21 protein-coding genes and 1 riboswitch are annotated in these 26,586 nt (G+C 40.1%); of the genes, 11 read left to right on the forward strand and 10 right to left on the reverse strand.

Annotated features, from left to right (window positions below):
• Positions 1 to 2,277: 2,277 nt before the first annotated feature.
• A complete protein-coding gene (locus BCU57_RS02370; protein ID WP_102440660.1) occupies positions 2,278 to 2,766 on the reverse strand; it encodes a glutathione peroxidase in 489 nt (162 codons plus the stop codon).
• Between the two features lie 328 nt (positions 2,767 to 3,094).
• Here BCU57_RS02370 and BCU57_RS02375 point away from each other — a divergent pair, with 328 nt between their 5' ends.
• The gene (locus BCU57_RS02375; protein ID WP_102440659.1) at positions 3,095 to 3,631 is read left to right on the forward strand and encodes a YfaZ family outer membrane protein; all 537 of its coding nucleotides are present in this window, start codon (positions 3,095 to 3,097) and stop codon (positions 3,629 to 3,631) included.
• A gap of 153 nt (positions 3,632 to 3,784) precedes the next feature.
• Here BCU57_RS02375 and BCU57_RS02380 read toward each other — a convergent pair whose 3' ends face one another.
• From BCU57_RS02380 to BCU57_RS02405, 6 genes are all read right to left on the reverse strand, one after another.
• Positions 3,785 to 4,912: a patatin-like phospholipase family protein gene (locus BCU57_RS02380; RefSeq protein WP_102440658.1), complete on the reverse strand. Its 1,128-nt coding sequence runs from the start codon at positions 4,910 to 4,912 to the stop codon at positions 3,785 to 3,787.
• 172 nt (positions 4,913 to 5,084) lie between these two features.
• Positions 5,085 to 6,800: a proline--tRNA ligase gene (locus BCU57_RS02385; RefSeq protein ID WP_102440657.1), complete on the reverse strand. Its 1,716-nt coding sequence runs from the start codon at positions 6,798 to 6,800 to the stop codon at positions 5,085 to 5,087.
• A gap of 138 nt (positions 6,801 to 6,938) precedes the next feature.
• On the reverse strand, positions 6,939 to 7,583 hold the full coding sequence (locus BCU57_RS02390; protein ID WP_102440662.1) for an acyltransferase: 645 nt from the start codon (positions 7,581 to 7,583) through the stop codon (positions 6,939 to 6,941).
• A gap of 1 nt (position 7,584) precedes the next feature.
• Entirely contained in the window at positions 7,585 to 8,331 is a 747-nt protein-coding gene (tsaA, locus tag BCU57_RS02395; RefSeq protein ID WP_102440661.1) for a tRNA (N6-threonylcarbamoyladenosine(37)-N6)-methyltransferase TrmO, read from the reverse strand.
• A gap of 270 nt (positions 8,332 to 8,601) precedes the next feature.
• Positions 8,602 to 8,997, reverse strand: coding sequence for an Rcs stress response system protein RcsF (gene rcsF, locus BCU57_RS02400; protein WP_102440656.1), 396 nt, complete (start codon positions 8,995 to 8,997; stop codon positions 8,602 to 8,604).
• A gap of 135 nt (positions 8,998 to 9,132) precedes the next feature.
• Positions 9,133 to 9,537 (reverse strand): H-NS family nucleoid-associated regulatory protein, encoded by a 405-nt coding sequence (locus BCU57_RS02405; protein WP_076540367.1) that lies wholly within the window; start codon positions 9,535 to 9,537, stop codon positions 9,133 to 9,135.
• A gap of 453 nt (positions 9,538 to 9,990) precedes the next feature.
• Here BCU57_RS02405 and BCU57_RS02410 point away from each other — a divergent pair, with 453 nt between their 5' ends.
• The 3 genes from BCU57_RS02410 to BCU57_RS02420 all read left to right on the forward strand — a co-directional run bounded on the left by BCU57_RS02410 (position 9,991) and on the right by BCU57_RS02420 (position 13,931).
• Positions 9,991 to 10,740: an electron transfer flavoprotein subunit beta/FixA family protein gene (locus BCU57_RS02410; RefSeq protein ID WP_102440655.1), complete on the forward strand. Its 750-nt coding sequence runs from the start codon at positions 9,991 to 9,993 to the stop codon at positions 10,738 to 10,740.
• Between the two features lie 2 nt (positions 10,741 to 10,742).
• Positions 10,743 to 11,666, forward strand: a complete 924-nt coding sequence (locus BCU57_RS02415; protein WP_102440654.1) for an electron transfer flavoprotein subunit alpha/FixB family protein — start codon at positions 10,743 to 10,745, stop codon at positions 11,664 to 11,666.
• A 410-nt stretch (positions 11,667 to 12,076) separates the two neighbouring features.
• A riboswitch (Lysine riboswitch) is annotated at positions 12,077 to 12,297 on the forward strand.
• Between the two features lie 77 nt (positions 12,298 to 12,374).
• Positions 12,375 to 13,931, forward strand: a complete 1,557-nt coding sequence (locus tag BCU57_RS02420; RefSeq protein ID WP_102440653.1) for a Na+/H+ antiporter NhaC family protein — start codon at positions 12,375 to 12,377, stop codon at positions 13,929 to 13,931.
• A 457-nt stretch (positions 13,932 to 14,388) separates the two neighbouring features.
• Here BCU57_RS02420 and BCU57_RS02425 read toward each other — a convergent pair whose 3' ends face one another.
• Complete coding sequence (locus tag BCU57_RS02425; RefSeq protein WP_102440652.1) at positions 14,389 to 16,530, reverse strand: M3 family metallopeptidase; 2,142 nt, start codon at positions 16,528 to 16,530, stop codon at positions 14,389 to 14,391.
• Positions 16,531 to 16,834: 304 nt separating this feature from the next.
• Between BCU57_RS02425 and BCU57_RS02430 the strand changes: the two genes are divergently transcribed.
• Entirely contained in the window at positions 16,835 to 17,413 is a 579-nt protein-coding gene (locus tag BCU57_RS02430; protein ID WP_076540377.1) for a thymidine kinase, read from the forward strand.
• Positions 17,414 to 17,649: 236 nt separating this feature from the next.
• Here the strand turns inward: BCU57_RS02430 and BCU57_RS02435 are convergent, their stop codons facing one another.
• On the reverse strand, positions 17,650 to 19,440 hold the full coding sequence (locus BCU57_RS02435) for an acyl-CoA dehydrogenase C-terminal domain-containing protein (RefSeq protein ID WP_102440651.1): 1,791 nt from the start codon (positions 19,438 to 19,440) through the stop codon (positions 17,650 to 17,652).
• 419 nt (positions 19,441 to 19,859) lie between these two features.
• Positions 19,860 to 21,197, reverse strand: coding sequence for a coproporphyrinogen III oxidase family protein (locus BCU57_RS02440; RefSeq protein ID WP_102440650.1), 1,338 nt, complete (start codon positions 21,195 to 21,197; stop codon positions 19,860 to 19,862).
• 414 nt (positions 21,198 to 21,611) lie between these two features.
• Here BCU57_RS02440 and BCU57_RS02445 point away from each other — a divergent pair, with 414 nt between their 5' ends.
• The 6 genes from BCU57_RS02445 (at position 21,612) to BCU57_RS02470 (ending at position 25,883) form a co-directional block, all read left to right on the forward strand.
• Positions 21,612 to 22,127, forward strand: a complete 516-nt coding sequence (locus tag BCU57_RS02445) for a DUF1097 domain-containing protein (RefSeq protein ID WP_102440649.1) — start codon at positions 21,612 to 21,614, stop codon at positions 22,125 to 22,127.
• Positions 22,128 to 22,280: 153 nt separating this feature from the next.
• Entirely contained in the window at positions 22,281 to 22,682 is a 402-nt protein-coding gene (locus tag BCU57_RS02450; protein ID WP_102440648.1) for a hypothetical protein, read from the forward strand.
• Positions 22,683 to 23,231: 549 nt separating this feature from the next.
• Positions 23,232 to 23,576: an FKBP-type peptidyl-prolyl cis-trans isomerase gene (locus BCU57_RS02455; RefSeq protein WP_102440647.1), complete on the forward strand. Its 345-nt coding sequence runs from the start codon at positions 23,232 to 23,234 to the stop codon at positions 23,574 to 23,576.
• A gap of 616 nt (positions 23,577 to 24,192) precedes the next feature.
• Complete coding sequence (locus tag BCU57_RS02460) at positions 24,193 to 24,744, forward strand: hypothetical protein (RefSeq protein ID WP_102440646.1); 552 nt, start codon at positions 24,193 to 24,195, stop codon at positions 24,742 to 24,744.
• A gap of 444 nt (positions 24,745 to 25,188) precedes the next feature.
• Complete coding sequence (locus tag BCU57_RS02465) at positions 25,189 to 25,416, forward strand: DUF2188 domain-containing protein (protein ID WP_102440645.1); 228 nt, start codon at positions 25,189 to 25,191, stop codon at positions 25,414 to 25,416.
• 77 nt (positions 25,417 to 25,493) lie between these two features.
• Positions 25,494 to 25,883 (forward strand): GntR family transcriptional regulator, encoded by a 390-nt coding sequence (locus tag BCU57_RS02470; RefSeq protein ID WP_102440644.1) that lies wholly within the window; start codon positions 25,494 to 25,496, stop codon positions 25,881 to 25,883.
• The last annotated feature ends 703 nt before the right edge of the window (positions 25,884 to 26,586 follow it).

Genomic DNA, 26,586 nt, shown 5'->3' on the forward strand with positions numbered 1-26,586 from the left:
CAGCTTTTGCTCATAGCTCTAATCAAAGAAAATAAACTTGGCGCAAAAAAAATGGCAACCCAGTGGGCTGCCAGAAGTATTACTTTGCGGGTTTTGCTAATAATGCGCTAGCGTATTAACAATGCCCTAAATGGGGGATGATGATGAACAATGAAACCGGGTAAAACATAATTCGGTTAGCGATAATGTCATTCGATATTCAGTCACTGTGATGAAGAGTTTGTGAACATCGCCTTAAAAGCACATTACCTCGTTGCTACAGTTACTCAGAGTGGCTCATTTCAAAAAAGTTCATTACCGCGGTAAATTATTTTAAAGTTTTTTTGGCTAGCTGGTTTGATTGGATTTTATTACTGCAATTTAGCTTTAAATCAGCAGTTTGAATCAGCAACTTGTTCCAGCTTTTACCCATAATTTTAATCAAAGAAATAAATTTGGCGCAAAAAAAATGGCAACCCAGTGGGCTGCCAGAAGTATTACTTTGCGGGTTTTGCTAATAATGCGCTAGCGTATTAACAATGCCCTAAATGGGGGATGATGATGAACAATGAAAACCGGGTAAAACATAATTCGGTTAGCGATAATGTCATTTAGATATTCAGTCACTGTGATGAAGAGTTCGTGAACATCGCCTTAAAAGCACATTACCTCGTTGCTACAGTTACTCAGAGTGGCTCATTTCAAAAAAGTTCATTACCGCGGTAAATTATTTTAAAATTTTTTTGGCTAGCTGATTTGATTGGATTTTATTACTGCAATTTAGCGGTTTAATCAGTCAGCTTGTTCCAGCTTTTACCCATAATTTTAATCAAAGAAATAAATTTAGCGCAAAAAAATGGCAACCCAGTGGGCTGCCAGAAGTATTACTTTGCGGGTTTTGCTAATAATGCGCTAGCGTATTAACAATGCCCTAAATGGGGGATGATGATGAACAATGAAAACCGGGTGAAACATAATTCGGTTAGCGATAATGTCATTTAGATATTCAGTCACTGTGATGAAGAGTTTGTGAACATCGCCTTAAAAGCACATTACCTCGTTGCTACAGTTACTCAGAGTGGCTCATTTCAAAAAAGTTCATTACCGCGGTAAATTATTTTAAAATTTTTTTGGCTAGCTGGTTTGATTGGATTTTATTACTGCAATTTAGCGGTTTAATCAGTCAGCTTGTTCCAGCTTTTACCCATAATTTTAATCAAAGAAATAAATTTAGCGCAAAAAAAATGGCAACCCAGTGGGCTGCCAGAAGTATTACTTTGCGGGTTTTGCTAATAATGCGCTAGCGTATTAACAATGCCCTAAATGGGGGGATGATGATGATGAACAATGAAAACCGGGTAAAACATAATTCGGTTAGCGATAATGTCATTTAGATATTCAGTCACTGTGATGAAGAGTTTGTGAACATCGCCTTAAAAGCACATTACCTCGTTGCTACAGTTACTCAGAGTGGCTCATTTCAAAAAAGTTCATTACCGCGGTAAATTATTTTAAAGTTTTTTTGGCTGGCTAGCTGGCTAGCTGGCTTGATTGGATTTTATTAGTGCAATTTAGTTTTAAATCAGCAGTTTGAATTGGTGTTTAATCTCAGGTCATATTCAAGCTGAGATAAACTTGGCGCAAAAAAAATGGCAACCCAGTGGATTGCCAGAAGTATTTCTATGCGGGTCACTGTTAACGGTGCGCTAGCGTGTTAGCAATGTCCCAATTGGGAGTGATGATGAAAAAGAGTTACCAAATTCGAGTAGCGAAATAATTGGGGAGATTAAATCTATAAAAGCTCAGTATCGAAATAACCTTGATGAGGGGTTAGCCTATTACTGACTAGCTACATTACTAAGAGAGGCTAAGCTGCAAATGGTTCAATAAAATTTATTATTTTTTAAATATTTAGAATGATCGAAAGCGATACATTTTTATGCATCTGTTTTTATTGAGTTTTTGTGGTAACCTTTATTGTTCTTTTATGGCGAACATCGTCAGGATTAAGGGGTGCTTTATAAACTTTGCTTTAACAAACCAGTCTCATCAAAAATTAGCGCCATAAAAAAAGGCAATCAAACGATTGCCTATTGATCCACTTTGAGATCAAAGGGACCGCGCTAGAAGTCCCAGGGAGATGATGAAAGTGAAAACACTGTCTATATACTATGAGCATCTCAAAGTGAAATAGTTCAAAAAAACATCAATTTTTTTATATTTTTTATCAATAATTTTTTTATGCAATTAAATCAGTAGATTAAAAATACATTAAGTGTCGATTTAATGCGGTAACTATTACTTTTTCAGTAGATACTCAATTTGTTCTACTAAATTTTCAGGTTTCATGGTCGGTGCATAACGCTTTAACACCTTGCCTTCTTTGTCTATTAAGAATTTAGTGAAGTTCCACTTAATTGACTCGCTGCCCAGCAACCCTTTAGCTGAAGACTTAAGAAACTGATAGATAGGTGCGGCATTGGCGCCATTAACGTCCACCTTACTAAATAATGGAAAACTAACCCCGAAATTCAGTTCACAGAATTTGCTAATGGTAGCTTCGTCGCCTTTTTCTTGGGAGCCAAACTGGTTACATGGAAACCCTAATATCACTAAACCTTGCTCTTTATATAACTGATACAGGTGCTCAAGGGGTTTATATTGATGGGTGAAGCCGCATTCGCTAGCGGTGTTAACAACCAATACCACATGATCTTTAAATTGATCCATGGATACAGTGTTACCTTGAATGTCTACTGCGCTTTGCTGATAAAATGTTTGGCTCATGGTCAACTCCTAAAACGATAATAATACTTTTAAGTTTTATCATAACTGCAAATTGGATTGTGCACAATTTAAAGTGCGGATTTAATAAACGCATAAGCTGATCTGGGCTTGCCATCAACGAGAGCAGTTAATTTTACCGATTAAGTTATACTCAACCGCGACTTGATATATTAACTTACAGGTATTGCTAACTCTTATTTATTGTAACTTGGTTGTGGTTTAATTGTGTGTTAATCCATCTAGGCGCTCGTGTTAGGCCTTTTTATAAAGACTAATTAATTAGCTCAGTATAATCTTGGCCCATAAGCACTTAGGTTTGAGGTTATAAATGAATAAAAAAATGATGGCTGTTATTGCAGCGAGTGTGTTTTGCGTCAATGTTAATGCTACTGAGTTTTCTTTAGGGCTCAGTGAGCACGTGGTATCTGCTGACATTAAGACCAATATTAACCCTAATGTTAATCTTGAAGCCGGTTATGTGTATTCAGATAAAAAGGGTAACTTGGCGCAGTTTGCCATGCATATGACCCATCAAACAGGTCCGCATTCAATTGAAATTGGCCCTAAGTTATCCAGTGTTTGGTTTGATAATAGTCCTAATGGCAGTGTCATTGCCGTCGGTGGACACTATGGCTTTGCGCTAGGCAATAAAATATCGCTGCATGCTGATGCTTATTATGCGCCGTCAGTATTGTCTTTTTCGGATGTCGATGGTTACACCGAATTAGGTGGAAAAGTGCAGTATGACTTTAACCCTAATATGGCGGTTTTTTTCGGTTATAGAAATATGACCTTCCAGTATGATGGTCGTTCAGATCGTGCTTTTGAAGATGGTTTCTATATTGGTGGCACTTCACGCTTCTAATACTTATTAAGCGGCACCTGTGGAAACACTCTCCACCAAAAAAGCAAGTTGCGTGGCAACTTGCTTTTTATTATTTGTAATAGCAGCGTATTTGGCAGTGAGTTCATCTCAAAGTGAGTCGTGCTGCACTAATCATTTAGCCAAGAAGCCTATTTAGGTTTCCAGTTCAAAAAAGGTTTTGATGGTATCCATTTGGTTCATAGCGTCTTTATAACCGAGATCAATTAAGGCACTGGTGTAGGATTTTTCAAATAATAAGTATGACGCGATACTTGAGTCTGATTGACGATTAATGCCAATAAATTTCAATAATATTCTGATGGCGAGAGGTAAGTCTTGAAAGTAGCGCGCGGCAATAACACTTAAATCTTCACTGGGCTTAATGACTAAGGTGTCAATTTTACGCAAATTAACCAGCTTAGCATCGGCGGGTGGAATAAGGTCTAAGGTGCTGTTTATCCGCTCTAAGCGTTCTAAATCACTGTTTAAAGTGTCTGAGAAAATGGTATCCAGTAAATGACCTGCAATGGTTGCTGTTTTTGGGTGAGCATCTATATCACTGTGCCTTTGTTTATGAGGGCTATCTAGATTGATCACCATAATTTTTCTGGCTCCTAGATGTATCGGGCTGGATAACGGCGACAATTGGTGTACTGAGCCATCACCAAAATAGGCTTGTTTTAATTTTACCGATGGAAAAACCAATGGGATAGCTGAGGTCGCCATCAAATGATCTGTGGTTAATGTGGTGCGGGTACCTTGTCTTCTTGCCCGTTGCCAGTCGTTAATATGATGGCTAGCTTGATAGAAACTGTAGGAATATGAGTCATTGTAACTTGATGCATCTAAGCTAATGGCCTTTAAAGCGCCACTACCGATGTTGCGTTCAATACGCTGAAAATCGATTAATTGATTCAGTAGTTTTCGTAACGGCTGATTATCAAGCAGGCTGCCCGCTTCGGTATTGACCTTATCACTTTGTAGCCCTTTTAAGGCCATTTTTGATAAGTGTTTTAATACATTCCAAAACGATGAACTGTAGACTTTATGGGTTTCAAAGTGCCGCCAAACCCAATCAAGTTTGCGAACCCCTAAATGGAAACAAGAGGCATGGGTAGCTAATGACGTTGCGTTAATTGCACCTGCTGAGCTACCACTTAGAATATCAAACGGGATATGATGATTACGCGGATAAAGCTGAACTAGCGCTTTTAACACGCCAATCTGATACGCAGCCCGTGCGCCACCGCCACCTAATACCAGTGCAATTGAATCTGACAACTATGCTCTCCTCTGTTTGATAAGCTGATGATATCAGTATGTATAGCAATAACTGGTTATACCAATCAAAATAACATAATCGACAGTAGTTACATGTAAAATATGAAATGAAAACCAAAAAAAACGCACCTTAAAAGGTGCGTTTTTTACGGCATAGTTTTAAAGCGAATGATTAGCCATTAATTGCTGACTTGATAAAGTCGACAATCTGATCAAACGGGATATCTTGTTTTTCACCAGTGCGGCGGTTTTTATATTCAAACACGCCAGCATCGATATTACGATCGCCAATAACAATTACATGAGGCAAGCCAATTAGCTCCATGTCATTGAACATCACGCCTGGGCGCTCTTTACGGTCATCTAATAAGATTTCAATGCCTTGGGCACTTAAGTCTGCGTAAAGCTGCTCAGCCATGTCTTTTACGCGATGAGACTTATGCATATTCATCGGTAAAATCCCCACAGTGAACGGCGCCAGTGACTCAGGTAACTTCATACCGCGGTCATCATGGTTTTGCTCGATTGCAGCGGCAACGATACGGCTAACACCAGCGCCATAACAGCCCATTTGCATCACTTTTGACTTACCGTTTTCATCAAGTACGGTTGCGCCCATTGCTTCTGAGTAGTTAGTACCAAGTTGGAAGATATGACCGACTTCAATACCACGTGCAAACGCATAAACACCTTTACTATCTGGGCTTGCTTCACCTTCAACCACGTTACGAATATCCATCGCTTGTGCCATTGGTAAATCGCGCTCCCAGTTGATGCCAAAGTAATGCTTACCTTCTTGGTTAGCACCAGCAGCAAAGTCGCTCATTAGCGCGACGTCACGGTCAATGATAATAGGCATTTCAAGGCCTACAGGGCCGATTGAACCTGGACCTGCGCCTACAGCTGCAACCATTTCAGCATCAGTGGCAAACTCAAGTGGTGAGGCAACGAGCTCATGCTTCTCAGCTTTTAATTCGTTTAACTCATGATCGCCACGAATAACTAATGCTACCAATGGTGCATCTTCAGTTGCGCCCTTAACAATCAGGGTTTTAACTGTTTTAGTTATTTCAAGTTCAAACTGCTCAACTAATTCAGCAATGGTTTTGGCATTTGGCGTATCAACGACAGTCATTTCCTGTGTTGGTGCGGCTAATGTGCCAGTTGGTGCTGCAGTTTCTGCTTTTTCAATGTTTGCGGCATAATCACTTTCAGTTGAATAAGCGATCAAGTCTTCACCACTGTTAGCAAGAACATGGAACTCATGTGAGGTACTACCACCAATTGAACCCGTGTCAGCAATAACAGGACGGAAAGCAAGACCCATACGATTAAAGATGTTGCAGTATGCTTGATGCATGTCTGCATAAGTCTTATCCATGCACTCTTGGGTTAAATGGAAAGAATAGGCATCTTTCATCAAAAATTCACGTGCACGCATCACGCCAAAACGAGGACGGACTTCATCACGGAATTTTGTTTGTACTTGATATAATGTCAGTGGTAATTGCTTATAAGAGCTCACTTCTTTACGGACTAAATCAGTAATCACTTCTTCATGGGTTGGGCCTAAAACGAAGTCGCGGTTATGACGATCTTGGAAGCGGAGCAATTCAGGACCAAATTTTTCCCAACGTCCTGTTTCAACCCAAAGATCGGCCGGCTGTACTAGGGGCATCAAAATTTCAATAGAACCGACTTTGTTCATTTCTTCACGAACAATGGCTTCGACTTTACGTAATACACGTAAACCACTCGGTAACCATGAATAAAGGCCTGATGCATTACGACGGATAAAGCCGGCACGTAACATCAATTGATGGCTGATGACTTCTGCATTTGCAGGTGTTTCTTTTTGTGTTGAAAGCAGGTACTTGCTAACTCGCATTCCCAATGTCCACTTAGTAGCTATTAATGTGCGACATTTTATCACCTGTAACGATGAAGTCACCAGATAATTAAGCGATACCTGACAAAGATAGCCATAGGGCTATGGCAAAATGATATGGGCGATAAATTAAAGCAACTATTTATCGCGTCGGTCGCCAATGATTTTGGCAGGGTTACCGGCAACAATCGCAAATTCGGGAACATCTTTGGTCACAATACTACCCATGCCAACAATGGCTTGGTTGCCAATAGTAACCCCATCAACAATGCCAGCTTGGGCGCCAATCCATACATCACGGCCAATGACAATACCCTTTGATTGACTGGGTTGTTGATAGATATCTTGCTCTGCTGACATGCCATGGTTAAAAGCATAAATCGTGACGTTATTGGCGATACGGGTTTTATCACCAATGGTGATGCCGCAGCGACCGCCATCAAAAGAGCAGCCATGATTAATGGCCACTTCATTGCCTAGGGTTATCGGCCCATGTAAAAACACCTCGGCGGCAATCATGCATTGATTTCCCATAGTTATATTGCGCCCAGGCTCTGCAAACACATTGGCTTCGGGGGCGATAAAACACTGCTGACCAAACTTAATGGTTTCAAGCTGCTCAAATTGTTGCTGAACTTCATCTTGCCAGGGTTTAGCCCAGGTAAATTGTTTGTCTTTTAAGGAAAAATACAACCACGGCATCCAAGATAAACGTTTTTTATGCTGAGTTTGATAATCAGGACTTTTGTTTGTATCAAGGGTGCTGTTCAAATCAGACTTCATATTAGTTTTGACCAACGCTGGTGGGTTTAATTTCAATAACATTAATCTGCTGCTCAGTGACGGTCCAAAAAATATCAATATCATATAAGGCCACTTGATATAATTTTGGATCTGCTTTGGCTTTTTTATAAGCAGGTCGAGGGTCTTGAGCTAACACGTCAGTAATAAGTTGAATTAAATCACTGTTATTGAGCTTAGATGAGTGGGCGTCAATTTGCGCTTTTGCCAAGCTTGAAAATTGTACATCAATTAATTTTGGCGCATCTTGAGCGATGCCACCTGTCGCACTTTCTATTGAGTCAGAAAATGGAATATAAGGTTTTATATCAATAATGGGGGTACCATCTAATAAATCCATGCCGGATATTTCAAGACAAACTTTGCCATTTTTCTGAATAACCTTATGCAATTTAACCACTGACTGGCCAATACCATTAGGTCTGAATGTAGAGCGGGTGGCAAATACGCCTAACTTTTCATTGCCACCTAATCTTGGTGGTCTGACGGTATTTTTCCAACCTTGCTGTAGGTTTTCATGAAAACAAAAAAGCAGCCATAAGTGTGAATATTGTTCAATACCTCTAACCGCATCAAGGTTATTGACTTGAGGGGCTAATTCAATAACACCTTTAATATTTACTAACCCTGGTTGTCTTGGGATACCAAACTTTTGTTTGTAAGGGGTACGACAATACCCGACGGCCTCTATTTGAGAGTTAAAGTTTTGCGCGTTAGGATCTGTTTTCATGTCTAAGAAACCGTCAAGTGTTGTTACTAATAAATTAAGAGGGGGCATAATCAAGCATTGAACCTAATAAATGTTCAATGCTTTGTTAATTTAATACTAAAGAGCCATTAGCCAATGTAAGGTTTTAAGCAAAGCGGGTGTTAATGTCTTTAAAATGCTTCGGATAACAGCATAAATAAAATGACTTAGACACCTAGCCTGATGGTTTAATTTCTTTGACCATTAGCCATTAATAGTCGGTTGCTCTAATACTAAATTATTAACAAGTATCTACTGCTCAGTAGCGGTTTTAATTGCTTGGCCGACACAAATTGCTTGGCTGTAGCAGCTGTCGACCTGTTGTTCTGTTAATAGGCATTTTTTGATCATTAGCCCATTGGCACCTAGCTCGACCGCCTGTTTTCGTGCATCGGTTCTCGCATCTGCAATGCTTGCAGGAACCCCATCAGCAGTTTGTTGGCATGATTCACCTTCAACTAGGCCTAACACCTCAAATGACCCTTTAGGGCGTTGGTTCTCTTTATATAGAACCACATTTCCAGGTTTGAAATAGTCATCAATTGCCTTAGTGTCTAGGTTACTATTAAAAGTGTATTCACTAGCACAACCAGATAATAATATTGCTGAGCTTATAGCTAAAGAAAAAACAGGACGAGAAACGTTCATAGTAAAGCCTAATTCAAAAGAGGTGAATGTAGTATAGTTTACAATGCTTGCTAGCAGGTGGGAATAGAATACAGATAAGAAAAAAGCTTACCAAAGTAAGCTTTTTCTATATGAAGGATGTCAAAACAGCAAGTGTTATTCCATACCAGGAATTAAGAAGTCTTCCATTGTTTTGCCATTATCAACTTGGTTTTTGAACACAGTTGGCATACGGCCTTGACCCGTCCACTGGATTAATTCGCCATCAACTTCAATTTGGTATTTAGCAGGGCGCGGCGCACGTTTTTTTGGTGCAGGCTTAATTGATACTTCACCTAAGTCTTCAATTGATAAACCACTGTTTTCAATTTGCGCTAGAATTTCAGCAATGCGTGCATTTCTTTCTGCATTGGCTTCTTGTTCTGCTTTTTCGTCTTCTTCTCTTTCTGTAATGATTTTTTCAAGCTTTACTGAAAGCTCACGTAAATCTTCTACAGACAACTCTTTAACTGCAGCTTTAAAACGACGACCATGGGTTAGTATTTCTAAAAAGTCACTCATATCAATGTGCATCCTAATGGTTATTAAATAATAAGTTTTCAAGTAATGCTTTAGAGATTAAAGAATACCTATCAAAATCGCTACATTGCTTAATTATTTAGCATTGGAGTGTCAATTTAATTGACCATTAAACATGTCAATAAAGCACAATATTTAATAGTAGCAAAATAAGTTTACTTGAATAGTCATTAATAATAGAAACTAAATCTGAATGGATCAAATAAAATCATCAATAAGTAGATAAAAATTAATTAATCTACCCTTTTAGGTACCTTATTTAATATAAATTGTGCAGATGTCAGTTCTTTTAAACGCACATTGAGCCAAAAAAAATATAAACAAGTGTTTGACTTAGGTTGACGTTAACGTTAACAGGCCGTAAAGTTGAGCCATATTACATTGGTTAAAACCAATGTGCCGTCCACATACATTGAAGGTGTAAAAGGAAATCCCATGAAAGTATTGGTGCCTGTAAAGCGCGTAGTCGATGCAAATGTGAAGGTCAGAGTAAACGCTGACAACACAAATGTTGATACTGCTAATTTGAAAATGGCGTTAAACCCATTCTGTGAAATTGCAGTTGAAGAAGCTGTAAGATTGAAAGAAGCAGGAAGTGTTACGGAAATTGTTGTGGTCACTATTGGAGCTAAAAATGCTCAAGAACAATTACGTACCTCGATGGCGCTTGGTGCCGACCGTGCTATTCATGTCCTGACTGATGACGAGTTAGTGCCGTTATCGATTGCTAAAATTTTAAAAGCGGTTCAAGAAAAAGAACAAGCAGAATTAGTGATATTTGGTAAGCAATCTATTGATGGCGACAATAACCAAACCGGTCAAATGCTAGCTGCATTAACGAATATGCCTCAAGCAACGTTTGCATCAGAGCTAACATTAACGGCAGACAGTGCAGAAGTAACCCGTGAGATTGACGGCGGCTTACAAACAATAAAAATGCCATTACCAGCGGTGGTTACGGTTGATTTACGTTTAAATGAACCTCGTTACGCATCATTACCTAATATTATGAAAGCTAAGCGTAAGCCATTAGAGACACTTTCAATTGATGATTTAGGCGTAAGCTTAAAAGCACATCAAACCATTATAAAAGTCACCCCTCCAGCTGAGCGTAAAGCTGGCATCATGGTGAATTCAGTGGCTGAATTAGTTGAAAAGTTAAAAAATGAAGCGAAGGTGATCTAATTATGACTATTTTAGTATTAGCTGAACATGATAACGCAAGCTTAAAATTAGATACCGCTAAAGCAGTAAGCGCAGCGGTTGCCATTGGTGGTGATGTGCATGTGTTAGTTGCTGGTAGTGATTGCGCTGCAGCAGTTACCGCAGCGCAAGCATTAACAGGCGTAAGCAAGGTATTAGTTGCTGATAATGCTGTGTATCAAGCGCAACTAGCAGAAAACCTTTCACAGTTAGTGGTTAACCTTGCAGGTGATTACGAACATATTATTTCTGCGGCTAGCAGTGTCGGTAAAGATACCCTGCCACGAGTCGCGGCGTTATTAGATGTGGCGCAAATTTCTGAAGTGATTGAAGTTGTAAGCACAGATACCTTCGTGCGTCCTGTTTATGCCGGTTCGGCATTAGCGACAGTGCAAAGTTTAGATGCGGTTAAAGTGCTAACAGTACGAACCAGTGCTTTTGATGCCGCAACCAATGACGGCAGTGCAGAAGCGGTTATGGTTGATTTTGTTGCCACAGCAGCGGCAGAATTTGTTTCGCAAACATTAACTGAATCAGAGCGTCCTGAGCTTGGCAGTGCTGGGGTGATTGTTTCCGGCGGCCGCGGTATGGGCAGTGGTGAGAACTTTGCTATTTTAGAAGCGCTTGCTGATAAATTAACTGCTGCTGTTGGTGCTTCGCGCGCAGCTGTTGATGCTGGCTTTGTACCGAATGATTTACAAGTAGGTCAAACTGGTAAAATTGTCGCACCTGATCTGTATATTGCTGTAGGTATCTCAGGGGCTATTCAGCATCTTGCTGGTATGAAAGACTCTAAAGTCATTGTGGCAATCAACAAAGATCCTGAAGCGCCGATTTTCCAGGTTGCAGATTATGGTCTGGAAGCTGATTTGTTTGAAGCGATCCCTGAGCTAACTAATTTGCTATAGTCCTTAATTAGAGCCCTTAATTAGAGCCCTAAATAAGAGTCCTAAATAATGCTCTTTATAATAGGATTATGGCTTACGCTAGTTTTTTAGTGAGTTAATATCCACTAATAAAAAACGGCACTAAAAGGCTTTTACCGAGAGGTAAAAGCCTTTTTTAATGTTCCGTAGATAGTTGCTGCCAATTTATACTAATGCGTTGTTATTTGCGGTGCGGTTCTATCAGTGAGCAAAAATTACCACTGCGTTAAATATGAACCCTTGCTAATAAAAGGTTACACTAGTGCTGCGTCAATGTGCGCGGTTTTAGTTGTGATGTTATATATCACAAGATAATCAAGTTTTATCTGGCAATGATGCTACTGCTTATGTTTGTATGATGGGGTGTTGATATACAGAGCCTTTCTGTTGTTAACATAAGTAGAGGTGCATTAAGTATCAGTACGGGTGAGTTGGGTGATGCCAATAACTTATTCGGAAAGGATTTAGTGCCGAAGTAAATGGATTCTATCAAAACCATTTATTGGGGCAGTTACCGAAAGGGACTGCACTGTCATGGTAATTTCTATCCGAAAGGGTAGAAGAATATATATCGACAACGATATTGATATTACTGTGGAGTGCTACTGAAAAGATTTTCGTTTACGTATTCAACGTAAACTTGCCTTATCAGTTATTCTCCATTCGTACTCAACGAAGAAATTATAAGAAATGATGATAACAAGTTACGCCGATTCGGCTCTCTCGCTTTTGCCACCAGTAGTGGCTATTTTGCTCGCAGTATTAACTCGCCGAGTCTTACTTTCATTGGGCTTAGGTATTATCACCGGGGTGTTTTTACTCGGTGATTTTTCAGTTAGCGCTGCAGCCTCAAATTTACTGATTACCGTCACGGGTCTAGTTTGGGATGATGGCGCGCTCAATTCATGGAACCTACAAATTTTAGGTTTCTTGGTGATTTTGGGCATGATCACGGCATTAATCACGGTAAGTGGTTCAGCTCGCGCCTTTGCTGATTGGGCTCATCAACGTATTCGCAATAAACGTGATGCCAAGTTGATGACTATCTTCCTTGGTGTTGTAGTGTTTATTGATGACTACTTTAACAGTATTGTGGTGGGATCTATTGCACGTCCAATCACCGACCGTTACCACATTTCACGGGCTAAATTAGCCTACTTATTGGATTCAACAGCGGCACCAATTTGTGTTATCTCGCCTGTTTCAAGCTGGGGAGCGTACATTATCGCCCTGATCGGCGGGATTTTAACGGCTCATGGCTTTGCTGATACAGGGCATTTAAGTGTGTTCCTGCAAATGATCCCAATGAACTTTTATGCCATTTTTGCATTATTATTATTGGTGTGTGTGGCGTTATTTGGTTTAGATATTGGCCCAATGCGTAAGCATGAACAAAATGCCCAAAAGGGTGAGTTGTTCGACGAATCTAAAGGCTTACCACCAGGAGCCACAGCCGATTTACCAGAAGCGGAAACCGGTAAAATCATTGGCTTATTCTTACCTATATTAGTGTTAGTTGCGGCAACCTTCTATTTCATGGTGGCGTCAGGCGCTGATGCATTATCAGCTAATGATTTACCTTTTAGCATTTTAGGAGCATTTGAAAATACTGAAGTGAGCTCGTCACTATTTTTCGGTTCACTGGTGGGGTTAGCGGTCACCTTAGTATTAACTGTGAAGCAAAAAATTGCTCTGCCTATGGTGTTCACTGGCATCAAACTTGGCGCTAAATCAATGCTACCTGCCATTTATATTTTGTTATTTGCTTGGACGATTTCAACGGTTATTGGCAACCTTGAAACCGGTAAATACATGGCCAGTTTAGCCACAGGCAATATTCCATTTGCGATGCTACCTGCAGTATTATTTTTATTAGCAGGCCTAACCGCATTTGCAACCGGCACCAGCTGGGGTACCTTCGGTATCATGTTGCCAATTGCAGCTGATATGGCGATGGGCAGTGATAGCACTATGATGTTACCTATGCTTGCAGCCGTGTTATCTGGTGCAGTATTTGGCGATCATTGTTCACCGATTTCAGATACCACTATCTTGTCGTCAACGGGGGCGAGTTGTCACCATATCGATCACGTAATGACGCAATTACCTTATGCGTTAATCGTGGCGGTCATTAGTATTATTGGCTACGGTGTATTAGGTTTTACCGCGTCAGTGGCCATGGGCTTGGTCACCTGTAGTGTGCTATTTGTATTAAGCGTTATTGGACTGAAGTTGATCACTAAATAGCGTAAGCTAACTCGGTTTGATTTAAGCTTATCGCGAACTTTAGATATAGCTAACTTGTATGAAAATGCCGCTCAGATGAGCGGCATTTTTTATGTTTTAAAATCAAGGCTGCATAATAAAGTGGTATATATAAGCTAAATATCTAAGTCGAATCACTAGAGTGAACCTCAAAGGTTTAAGCTCACATGTTTTGTTTATGCAGCAGTTATTGTTAGCGAAGAGAAGCAGCGATTAGCACTGTGAGTGAATGACTGTTTCTGCCAATGGTGAGTGTGCAAGGGTTAGCAATTATAGGGATTAACAGGTACTGCTAATCAGCGTACTCGGATCTAGGTGAAAATTGAGATAAAAAAATGCCGCTCAAATGAGCGGCATTTTTAGGATTTAAGTTTAAGTGCTAAATAAAATTAGCTTTAACCAAACTTAAATGATGTTAAGCCACAAGGTTCTAATAGCGTTAGTTTAAACCACGACGCTCAAGTAATGCATCAGTCGTCGGCTCTTGACCTCTGAAGGCTTTATACGCATCCATTGGTGGTACTGAGTTACCCACTTCACGAATGGTTTTGCGATACTTCATCCCAATTTCACGGTTTAGACCGCCTTGAGTTTGTACGTAAGCAAAGGCATCAGCTGCAAGGATTTCACTCCACATGTAAGCGTAATAACTTGCAGAGTAGCCGCCCGGGAAAGCGTGAGCAAAATAGCTTGAGCGGTAACGAGGTGGTACCGCTTTAATGTCAACACCGTGTTTTTTCAGGGCGCTTGCTTCAAAGCTCGCCACATCTTGTAATGGCACATCAGCAGCAAGTGAATGCCACTCTAAATCAACTAGTGCTGCCGCCATATACTCTAAGGTGTCAAACCCTTGATTAAAGCTGCGAGACTCAAGTAATTTTTCTAGTAGTGCCTCAGGAATGACTTCGCCTGTTTCATAGTGCTTAGCATAGTTAGCCAGCACTTTAGGGTGCGCTGCCCAGTCTTCTTCAAATGTCGATGGGAACTCTACAAAGTCACGTGATACTGAGGTGCCCGCAAGTGATGGGTAAGTAACTTTTGAGAACATACCGTGGGTACCATGGCCCATTTCATGGAACATGGTGGTGACTTCACTGTAGCTCACAAATGTTGCCTGACCTTCAGGGGCTTTCTTAATGTTCATCACATTAACTACCACAGGCTTGTTGTTTAATAACTCAGACTGACCCACAAACGAGTTCATCCAAGCGCCGCCACGTTTACCTTCACGAGAAAAGTAATCAGCATAAAAGATAGCCATACTGCTGCCATCTTCATCAAACATTTCATACGCTTTTACATCAGGGTGATAAACAGGCAGATCAGGTCTTGGTGTTAAGGTCACGCCATACAATTCTTTAAGAGTGAAAAACACGCCATCTTCCAGTACACGATTAAATTCAAAATAAGGCTTAATTGATGCCTCATCTAAATCAAATTTTTCTTTACGTACACGCTCGGCATAATAAGCCCAATCCCATGGTTCAAGGGTAAAGTCGCCGCCCATTTTGGTGATCATTGCTTGTATGTCTGCGGCTTCTTTTTGGGTGTTTTCAACTACAGCAGGCACCATTGAGCCAAACATCTTATAAACCGCATCTGGGGTTTTGGCCATTTGTGGCGCTAAGCGGTAATCTGCCCAACTGTCATAACCCAGTAATTGGGCTTTTTCGGCACGTAGTTGCGCTAAACGAGCCACTAAAGAAGCGGTTTCATTGTCACCCGTTAAACCGCGGTTAGCAGATGCTTGCCATACTTGTTGACGTAACTGACGGTTGTCTAGTTGGGCTAATACAGGCTGACGAGTGGTGTTGGTAATGCTAAGTAAGTATTTACCTTCATGGCCTGCTGCACTGGCATCAATGGCTGCTGATTTAATGGCGGTTGCTGATAAACCCGCAAGCTCTGACTCATCCTCAACGACTACGGCGATTTCTTTACTTAAGCGCATTAGTCGCTGTGAGAATTCGTTAGTCAAGGTAGACTGCTCTTCATTCAATACACGAATTTGCTGTTTTTGCGCTTCTGTTAGTTTAGCGCCCGCTAGAACAAAACGTTGATGATAAACTTCAATTAAGCGTTTTGCTTCAGGGCTAATTTCTAAGCCTTCACGGCTGTTATAAATCTGTTCAATGCGGCTAAAAAGTGCAGCATTTAAATTAATGTTGTCAGAATGGGCTGCCATTTTAGGCGCCATAATGCCCTGTATTTTACGTAGCTCAGGGTTACTTGTTGAACCGGTTAAATTATAAAAAACCTTCGATGTACGGCCTAATAGTTCACCGCTTTTTTCCATGGCAACAATGGTATTTTCAAAGGTTGCAGGCGCTGGATTGTTAGCAATAACCAAGATTTGCTGGTAATGCTCATTGATACCTTGCTCAAGCGCAGGTAAGAAGTGCTCATTTTTTATGTCAGCAAAATTAGGGGTTTGATATTGCAAGCTGCTTGGAGCAAAAAAAGGATTATCTGCTTGTATCATAGTGACGTTTTCAGCTTGGGTTGTATCAGTATTTGAGATTGAGCATCCACCTACGACGATTGTGGCAGCAATAGCTGCAGCAACAAGTGTTTTATGCATAGTGTTTAGACTTCCTATTATATTTTATTGTTCAAACAATCTATCAATTGTTTCTTAATCGTATCTGAAGTAATACAAAAAGCGTGAACTATGATGGCTTTTTTAACGTTAACTGTTTAATAAATGTGACATGTTAACTGGATTTAACATGTAATTACTGCTGCGAGAGGTGATTAGCTCAAAAGCGCAGCTGCACAGAGATGATTTTTTGTGATGCCGACATGAGTTTATCTATTCTAACGCTTATTTCGCTGCTGAAAAAATGATAAACTGCCACGGTAAATAACCATAAGGACACACCGTTTTGGCGCAACTCTACTTCTACTATTCTGCAATGAATGCAGGTAAATCAACTTCGCTACTGCAATCATCGTACAACTACCGTGAACGTGGAATGAATACCTTAGTCATGACAGCGTCAATTGATGATCGTTATGGTATTGGCAAAGTGGCTTCTCGTATTGGTATTGAAACCGAAGCCCATGTTTTTAGTGATGGTGATAACCTTGCTTATTTTATTGAAAAGCAACTTGCTGAACAAAAGCTGCACTGCATATTAATTGATGAGTCGCAATTTTTAAGTAAAGAGCAAGTTAAGCAGTTAACCCATGTGGTTGATAATTTTGATATTCCAGTGCTGTGCTATGGTTTAAAAACCGACTTTCAAGGTGAATTGTTTACCGGAAGCCAATACTTATTAGCCTGGGCTGATAAATTGGTAGAACTTAAAACTATTTGCCATTGCGGCCGTAAAGCCAACATGGTGTTAAGACTGGATGGCAACGGTAAGCCTATGCGTGATGGTGAGCAAGTTGCCATTGGCGGTAACGAAAGTTACGAGTCGGTATGCCGTAAGCATTTTAGAGAATTTCTTTGGGACTAGTTCGTTGCAGTTAACGAGTTACTCTTAAATAAAACAGCGCCTATATTGATTTATAGGCGCTGTTTTTGTTTGGACTTGTTTTTGGTAGTTACTTACAAAGCAGCGTTAAAAATCCGCCTCATCAAAATTAGCAATATGCGCTACTCGCTTCAATTTGCTTAGGTAAACTTCGAGCCTAGCTACCCCAGTAACTCAGATATTATTAGGGCGTAGTTTGAATGTATCGTTATCAGCGATTAAAAATCCGCGTCATCAAAGCTGGCAATATGTTCGCTACTTGCTTCAATTTGCTTACGTAAGCTTCGAGTCTGACTGCCCCAGTAGCTCATATAAAACTGAGCGGTTTTAAGTTTGCCTTTATAGAACTCCGTTTCTTCAGTACCTGCTTCAATAGCTGCAAACGAGGTGGCGGCAATACGGGTCCACATCCACGCCAGTGTGGTGATGCCAAATAGCTGCATGTAGGCCATAGAAGCTGCGCCAATAATATCTGGATTAGTGCTGGCAGATTTGACGATAAAGCCAGTGGCTTTTTCTAAATCGCCTGCCGCATCCATTAAGCCGGCAATGTAAGGCTGCATGTTTGCATTGGCGCTGTTTTCTTGGATGAGTTGTTTAACCATCCCTGACCACAATGTCAGTGCAGCGCCTTTATCTGAGAGTAATTTACGGCCAACTAAATCCAATGCTTGTACGCCATTGGTGCCTTCATAAATCATCGCAATGCGAATATCGCGGACAAATTGTTCCATGCCCCATTCGTTAATATATCCGTGGCCGCCATAAACTTGCTGCGCATCAACACAGGCTTTAAAGCCTTGGTCGGTGACAAAGCCTTTTACTATTGGGGTAAATAGCGCTGCCAGCATTGAAGCTTGTTTTGCTTGTGCGGGATCAGTATGGCGCTCAGCAGAGTCTAGCCAAAGCGCTTGCTGGCCCATTAAGGCGCGGGTGCCTTCATTAAATGCTTTTTGCGACAACAGCATTCTGCGCACATCGCCATGAACTAAAATAGAGTCAGCGGCTTGCTCTGGTTGTTTAGCACCAGATAACGCGCGGCCTTGAATGCGATCTTTAGCATATTCCAATGCGTTTTGATAAGCGATATCAGACACGCCTAAACCCTGAATGCCGACGCCTAAGCGGGCTTGATTCATCATGGTGAACATTGCCTTTAAACCTTGATGAGGTGCGCCGACTAATTCACCTAGAGCATTATCAAAATGCATCACACAGGTGGAGTTACCATGAATACCCATTTTATGTTCAAGACCGGTGGCAGATAAACTATTAGCTTCACCCAAACTGCCGTCATCGTTAACCATAAACTTAGGTACCGCAAACAATGAGATCCCTTTAACGCCTTCTGGAGCGTCAGGTAGTTTAGCTAATACCAAGTGAATGATATTTTCCGCTAAATCATGATCACCAGATGAGATAAATATTTTTTCACCGCTAATGGCAAATTGGCCATCTGCAGCTGGGGTTGCCTTAGTGCGCAGTAAAGCTAAATCAGTGCCAGCATGAGACTCAGTTAAGTTCATGGTGCCAGTCCACTCACCACTGACCAGCTTGGCAAGGTATTTTTGTTTCAGTGCATCACTACCATGAACGTGGATAGCTGAGTAAGCACCATGGGTTAACCCTGGGTACATGGCAAAGGCCATATTGGTGGCGGTTTTCATTTCGGTGGCAAAGGTGCCAATAACTTCGGGTAAGCCTTGACCGCCATATTCAGGATCACAGGTTAATGTGGCCCAACCATCATCAACGTATTGTTTATACGCCTGTTTAAATCCTTTTGGGGTAATCACTTTGCCATCCACAAGCTGACAACCTTCAAGATCACCTGAAGCATTAAGCGGCAACATAATCTCGGTAGTGAAATCGGCCACGCCTTGCAAAATAGCATCAGCAAGCTCAGGGTCGATTTCATCAAAACCTGATAAGTTAGGTTGCTGATAAATATTAAGTAATTCAGATAATATGAATTGATAATCTCTAAGGGGGGCTTGATAAATCGGCATAATAGGATCCTTTCTTATGATATTTCTGTGCTTACTCGCATAGTGACAGAATTGATGTTCAAGAATTAAACAGGTGTTTAACCATAACTAACTTTGAGCAAAAACTCAGTAATTATTTATCGGCGGTTTGTTAACTTCACATCGGCAATTATAGCGTCAGGTGTCGTTATTGAATGTGGATGGCTATTGAAAAGTGAGATTGATGTGCTTCTATTATGCTAATAGGTAATATAGTCAATGGGTTGTATTGAGCTAGTTTTGAATTAAAGCTGATTTGAGTGATTGATTTGAGTGATTGATTTGAGTGATTGATTTGAAACTAGCACTCACATCCCTGTGAATGCTACATCGATTCAGTATTGTGGCAATGGCTGCTAAAGTTTAACTCAAAACCACGTTTATCGCCCTAGTTATAGCATTTAGTTAGTGCACGTAAGTACTGATTCAGTTAATTCGCGGTCTTGCTGTTGTGATAACGGCAACTCCCTTGCTTGCTCGCGCAGATAGTCCATTCCCGCTAAGAAACCGGAGAACATTTTCAGCGCAATAAATTGCCCTTCAGTGGTAGTGCGGTAGTTACTGCCTTGTTTCTTTATTGCCCCAGCTGCATGCAAGTAACTCATTTCTAAGGGGAATGCCTGCCACAATGTTTTACCGGTATGGGCTTTAAATTGTTGATTATCTAATACACCATGACCCATCATCATCATTAAGTGATGTTGTATTAGCGCTTTTTGCTCAAGAGGTTTGGTATAACAGGTACCACTATGGCCGGCATTGATACGCTCAATATAGGTTGGGATATCAAAGCTGGAAATGTTGAATTGCTCGCCAAAGCGGCCAAAGGCACCAGAGCCAACCCCAAAGCAATCTTCACCGTCGAGCACATATTTGTTTTCAACTGGTTGGCCAAAATTACGGCTAAATGTCCATGGGAACTCCATTATGTACTTGTCACCTAACGCTTGTTTAACAGCTAGAAATTGCGGCCAAAGCTCATTAGGCTCACCTGCAAGGCTACCTGCTTTTTTACGGTTTTTACCAATGCCGATAGTCAGTGGATAAGTAGTAATTTGATCAGGGCTTAAGCGAATCGTTTGCTCAAGATCCCAAGCAATTGACTCAGGCGTTTGCACCTTAAAGCCATACATCATATCGAGGTTTACAGTGGGGATGACCTCAATGGCGCGGCTAACGTATTCAGCTTGCTGTAATCCCGAGCCAAACTTTTCAAAACGGCCACTGGCTTTTAAAATCTTATCGTCAAAGCTTTGCACCCCAATGGACATTCTATCCACTAAGCCTTTAAGTAAATGTGGATTGCCTTCTTTAAAGTAGATTGGATCGCTTTCGCAAGAGACCTCGCGTACCGTGGTGATCGATTTAATCATCTCGATGGTTTTAATCAACTCATCTTCTAAAATGGTCGTAGTACCACCGCCAATATAAACCCGGTTAAAGGTATAGCCTTTGGCAATAACTTCTCTAATTTCTTTTCTCAGGGCTTTGAAATACTCTCTGGCAATGCCTTCAACAAATTTGATTTTATGGAATGAGCAAAAACGGCATAAAGTATGGCAAAAAGGAATGTGAATATAGAGGGTTTCGATGGGTTTTTCAGGGATATAGTCTTTGGCGTCAACATCAACTTCAACCGCATTTTTCAAGCTTAAAGAGCGTTTAATCGTTTGACCCATAACCCAGTCGAGGCTATTGGTTGCAAGGTCTAACCTTGTGGTTGAGAGAGTGGATTTCATTAAAGCCCTCATTGATATCATTATGTCTAATATAACCAGACTAATGGACTCCAGTGGTGATAAATGTCGGCTGAAGCATGAAAATACAAATATCTACAAATTAGAGGGTAATTTGTTACTAAAGTTTGATGGTTATCACTTTCTTGTAGCAGTTGCAGACTGCAAGATTTTGATTATTTGTTGTTTTTTTGTACGAAGCCGTTAACCGTTCCTAATTTTCATTCTGGTTAATAGTTTATTTTGAATCACTAATATTGAATATAGCGCTAACGCTGTGGTTGCGGCAGGTGGGCAATTAATTAAAACAAGTGTGTGATCACTTTTACTCAGGCTGCAAATAGCGTACATTATGCGCAATTGTATTTTTTAAAGAACTCTTCATTTTATTTTATAAACTATGTGCAAGGGAAAACTATGAAACATCGTTGGCAGATAGCCATTTCAGCAGGGCTTTTGGCGGGATTATGGGCTGGTGTGGCCGATGTATTTCAGTTAGTTACTTGGATTGGCTTTTTAAGTTGTAGTACTTTTTTTGCTCAGGCTGAATCAGGCATAAAAGGTATGTTCATGGCCATGAGCACTAATTTATCAGGTGTATTTTGGGGCTGGTTAATTATTGCTGGCAGTAGCTTGTTTGTGTCACCGACATTTGGTTACCTCTTTACAGCTATCGCAACCTCAGCAATGTGTTTACAGGCAAGCTATCAAAAGCTGGCATTCATTCCTGGGGCATTTATTGGCTGTTGTGTCACTTTTGCCATGGGAGGCGATATTGCTGCAATATTACCGCCATTGTTAATTGGCGCTATGCTGGGTTACAGCATGAGTTTATTGACGGGGCAGTTGATTAATTTGACTGAAAAGTTTCAAGGTTTATCGGTAAATAAATCAGTTGATGCCGCTAATAATAATGCAGCGAAAGAGTTATAAGCCTGTTAGTAAACCCATTGTAAAAGCAGCATTTTTTGTTTTTGATACTTTTAAGACATAGTGTTTTTTGTCATTGAGTTAGCACAAATTGATTTACTCCCTTGTGCTAACTCGCTAGGATGTTGCCCCATTTAGCATCTAGCAAGGTATCACATGAGATCCGTAACACTGGCTTTAACCCTCATCGCTTTATTCAGTCTTTTTAGCAGTTCATCAGTTAACGCCGCGCCACAAGTGGGTTTAATGGTGGGTAGTGATTCAGGTATCAATGTCAAAATTGATGATTACAAGATTGGTGTTGGATTTGACGAGTTATCTTTTACTATGGATAGAACCTTTAATTTCCAAGATAACCCAAATTTTTATTGGGGCCTTGGGGGTAAAATTGCTGACTCACATAAAGATGATATTCAGTTAGGTGCTAGAGCGGTGTTTGGTGCTCACGCTAAAGTGGAGCGTTTTACCTTTTTTGCTGAAGCACAACCGACCTTGTATATACTTGATGATGTTAAAGTGAAATTAGAAGCCATTGCTGGGGTGAGATATCACTTCTAGGTTTTCAATCTGCCGATTGAATGGCTAAGTTGAGATTTGTTGCCATCGTTTTGGTTAAAGTTGTAATCAAAGCTTTAGCTAGTGAGTTAGTGAAGTAGGGAATACCAAGGTATTCCCTTTTTTGTGGCTGATTTTTGATGGTTTGATGGTTTGTTTGATGGTTTGTTTGATTGGATGTAACTTGATAGCTGGTGATTGGTGATTGGTGATTGGTGATTGAGAGTTAGTGGCAGGATTACAAGCTGTCGGTTGCTAAAGTCAACGTCGTGGGTTATCCACCCACACCCGATGAAGAGGGGAAACAACAGCAATCCGCCTCTTACTTTTCTAAGAACCATTTTTCTTGATCCCACTTATTTAACAATGGCGGTCATTACCCCAGTGACAATGAAGATAGGCTAAAAACGTTTGGCAGTATCTAAGCATGTTTACAACAGCATTTAGCGATGAAAAACGCTGCAAAATACTGACTATGAGTTATTTTTAGCATCTGAATTGAGTCAATTTGCTGTTATCATAGCGACATTATTTTATAGAAAAGGCATTCGTATGACCTCCCTTGCAGAACTTAATATTACCGACATCACGGTTGGTGAAGGCAAAGCCGCAGAAAAAGGTGCATTAATCACCTGTAAATATACCGGTAAATTAGCCGATGGCAGCGTATTTGATAGCTCAGTAGCATTTCAAGTGGTGATCACCGCTAAACGGGTTATCCAAGGTTGGTATCAAGGTATTATTGGCGACAACCCAATGAAGGTCGGCGGAACACGTAAACTGTCAGTCCCTGCTCACCTTGGTTATGGCGAGCGCAAAATTGGCGATAAAATCCCGCCTAATTCTGATTTATTCTTTGAAATTGAATTATTAGAAGTGCTAACCCGTGATGATTAATATTAGTACTTTATAACTGCTGAGATTAATCATCAGCATTGTAGTGAATGATGAATGGCAACAGTAATGTTGCCATTGTTGTTTATGGCTAACCTATCAGGGCGAATAAAGCCTTAGCTGCAAACTCACGTTCTTCTTTCAATATCAATTCTTCAACAACATCAGCAATTTCCAATGTAGATTGTTGAATTTATAGGTTCTATTGGAGTGTTTGGATTCGTTTACTTTGATTTGATTACAACCTAACGGTTGCTAAAGTCGTGGCGTTTCGCCACATTAAATCAACGTCGTGGGTTATCCATCCACACCCGACCAAGAGGGGAAACAACAGCAATCCCCCTCTTACTTTTTCTAAGAACCATCCCATGCCATTCCGGCGAAGTTGTCACCTTCGGTCTTATTCGAAAATAGCTGACGCTTTCGATAGGCCATCCATGGCCAAACGAAAGCTAGCCAGACATCCATGTCTGGCTCACGCTATTTTCTTCAACGCCCTCAGCAACTTCCAACGGAGAATATTGAATCAACAGGTTCAATTGTTGGTTGGATAAAGAAAGTTTACTCTGACCCCATTTATTTATAAAGTGGGGTTAAGTACTTCTTCAAAGTGAGCAAAATGGCTACCAATAAAGTTAAATGGAATGGAAGAAAAAGGACAGTTAAATTATCCATATTTTTAGTTATCATTATTGCTTTAAATGTTCTGACTTACTTGTATAGAGATTTAATACTTTACGGTTATATTTTTTATAGCAGCGATTATAAAGAAGATAATAAGGTTGTATTACTTTCAGATGAAAGTGGTGGTAATCAGTCATTTGAACTGAGTGATTACTATGTAATAGCTAGAGGGGAGCCCAGCATAAAGTATTTCGTTTATACTAGTTTATTAGTATATGAGGGTGGCATTATTAGAATTGATAAGCTATCTGTTGACAAAAAAGAGCTAATAGAAAAGTTATATTCTGACCATTATATTGAAGATATTTATGTTACTGGTCACTGCTCTGTATTTAGGTTTATTAAACCTTTTAAAGGTGTTGAACATGAGTATTTTGCGCTTCTCGGCGGTGTTCAAGCTGTATTGTCATTTGATAGTAGCGATGGCGAGGGAAGTAGCTCCTCTGAAATATGTAATATTTTTAAGAATGCGGATAGTTTGTCATAGTTTAAGAATCTTGCTGTTTCTATATCGTCTACTTTTCAAATATTACCTACAGTGACTAAGATTTAAAGTCGTGGTGCTTCGCCCACACCAGACGAAAGGGAAACAACAGCATTTCCCTTTTCGCTGATTCATATATAAAGATTCTTGCCGCTCCGGCGAAGTGTTGATCCTCATGCTTAATTAAGCGAATTCACTACCGCCTTAGATTCGCCATCCATGGCTCAACTAAGGCTATGTCGGCGTCCTGCCTCCATCACGTAAATTAGCTTAACGCATTCGGACACTTCCAACGGAGTGAATTGAGCCCGCAGGTTTCATTGTTATCTTGGCTAAAACATGCTCCTTTGAGTCTATATATAGTGTTATTTGTGTAAGTTTTTACTACATGCTGTGTTGTTTGGTTATTTTGTTACTATATAAAGGCATTTCACAACAGAGGTTTATATGCCAAGAAAAAATCAACATGCAGTTCCACATCCTGAAGGTGGATGGGGAGTTAAAGGTGCTGGAAACGAAAGGTTCACTAGTCGACACACAACTCAATCTTCTGCAATAGAAGTTGCAAGAGAGATTGAAAAAAATCAGAAATCAGAATTATTTATTCATAGGCAAGATGGTCGAATTCGCAAACGGGATTCTCACGGAAATGATCCATTTCCACCTAAGGGGTGATTGATTTTAAATTAACTATCAGAAGCAAGAATTCTGATTATTAAACTCTATTATCCATTGTATAAATAGGAACCATTATGAATTTAGATGAAAAATTAGCACTGACAGGTTTTAAAAACTTAGCACATCTAGCTGATGTTATTGAAGCACCAAAGTTGAACCTTGAAGAATATAAAATAGAACACCCAAAACTTTTTAACGCATTGATTGATGGAGTAGCATCTCAAGTTAGATTGAATAAAATGTTAAACCAACATTTCCAATTCAGGATTGTTTTTGAATATTTAAATGGGCATTATAAATCTGGTCAGAATTTGCCCTCAGAAAATGACTTAGCTCTCGAAATCGGTTCAGTGAAAAGCGTGATAAGGGAGCAATTAGCTAGATTAGAATCACTAGGTTATATAGATATTATTGAACATGGAAAAAGAAATGTTTGGCGTTCAAACTTATCATTTGACAGTTGAGGTCTATATTTTTTTGATTAGTATAATGAATGTTAAATATCCTCTGTAACCCTCTCTTAAAATATGATCGATATAAGGGAGGGTTACATGTGGATATATGAATGTCTCGAAGACAGGGATATCAGAGTGACCATGACTCAACTGAGGTAATATCAGTTTCGATAGACTGGATGCTTGAATGTCATGAAGTGCATGGATGCAAGAGAATGAACTGCCTCCATCACTAAAATTAGCTTAACGGATTCAGACACTTCCAACGGAGATCATCGAACCCGCAGATTAATTTTGCTGTACGATAAAGAAAGTTTGATCTGTTCCCACTTATTATATGAAATCGGGAGTAACTTTTGATAAAGGCGCAACCCCAAGGGACAGAATTTAAAACACCTATATTGTTTTTTAGTACCATATCTTTTGTTGGGGGGCTGAATAAATATAGCAAGCCAGTGTTATCCGCTAACGAATAAGTGGGAACCCTCAGATTTTGAGTAATGATTTGTAGGCCAGAATTTAGATAATAACCAAAGGGAATGATATAAATGGAAAATCCGTATGAAGGCTGTGAGCGTCAAGATACCTATTCTTTTATACAGTCGTCGATAATTCCAATTATGTTTATGCAAGGAAGTCTATTTTTCACTTTTTTGGGAAATTATGCAGTCGGAGTTGTAAGTGGAATTATATTTTTAGTCGCGCTTTTTAC

Origin of the sequence: Shewanella sp. 10N.286.48.B5 (assembly GCF_002874355.2) — a bacterium.
In the GTDB taxonomy this organism is placed as follows: Bacteria; Pseudomonadota; Gammaproteobacteria; order Enterobacterales; family Shewanellaceae; genus Shewanella.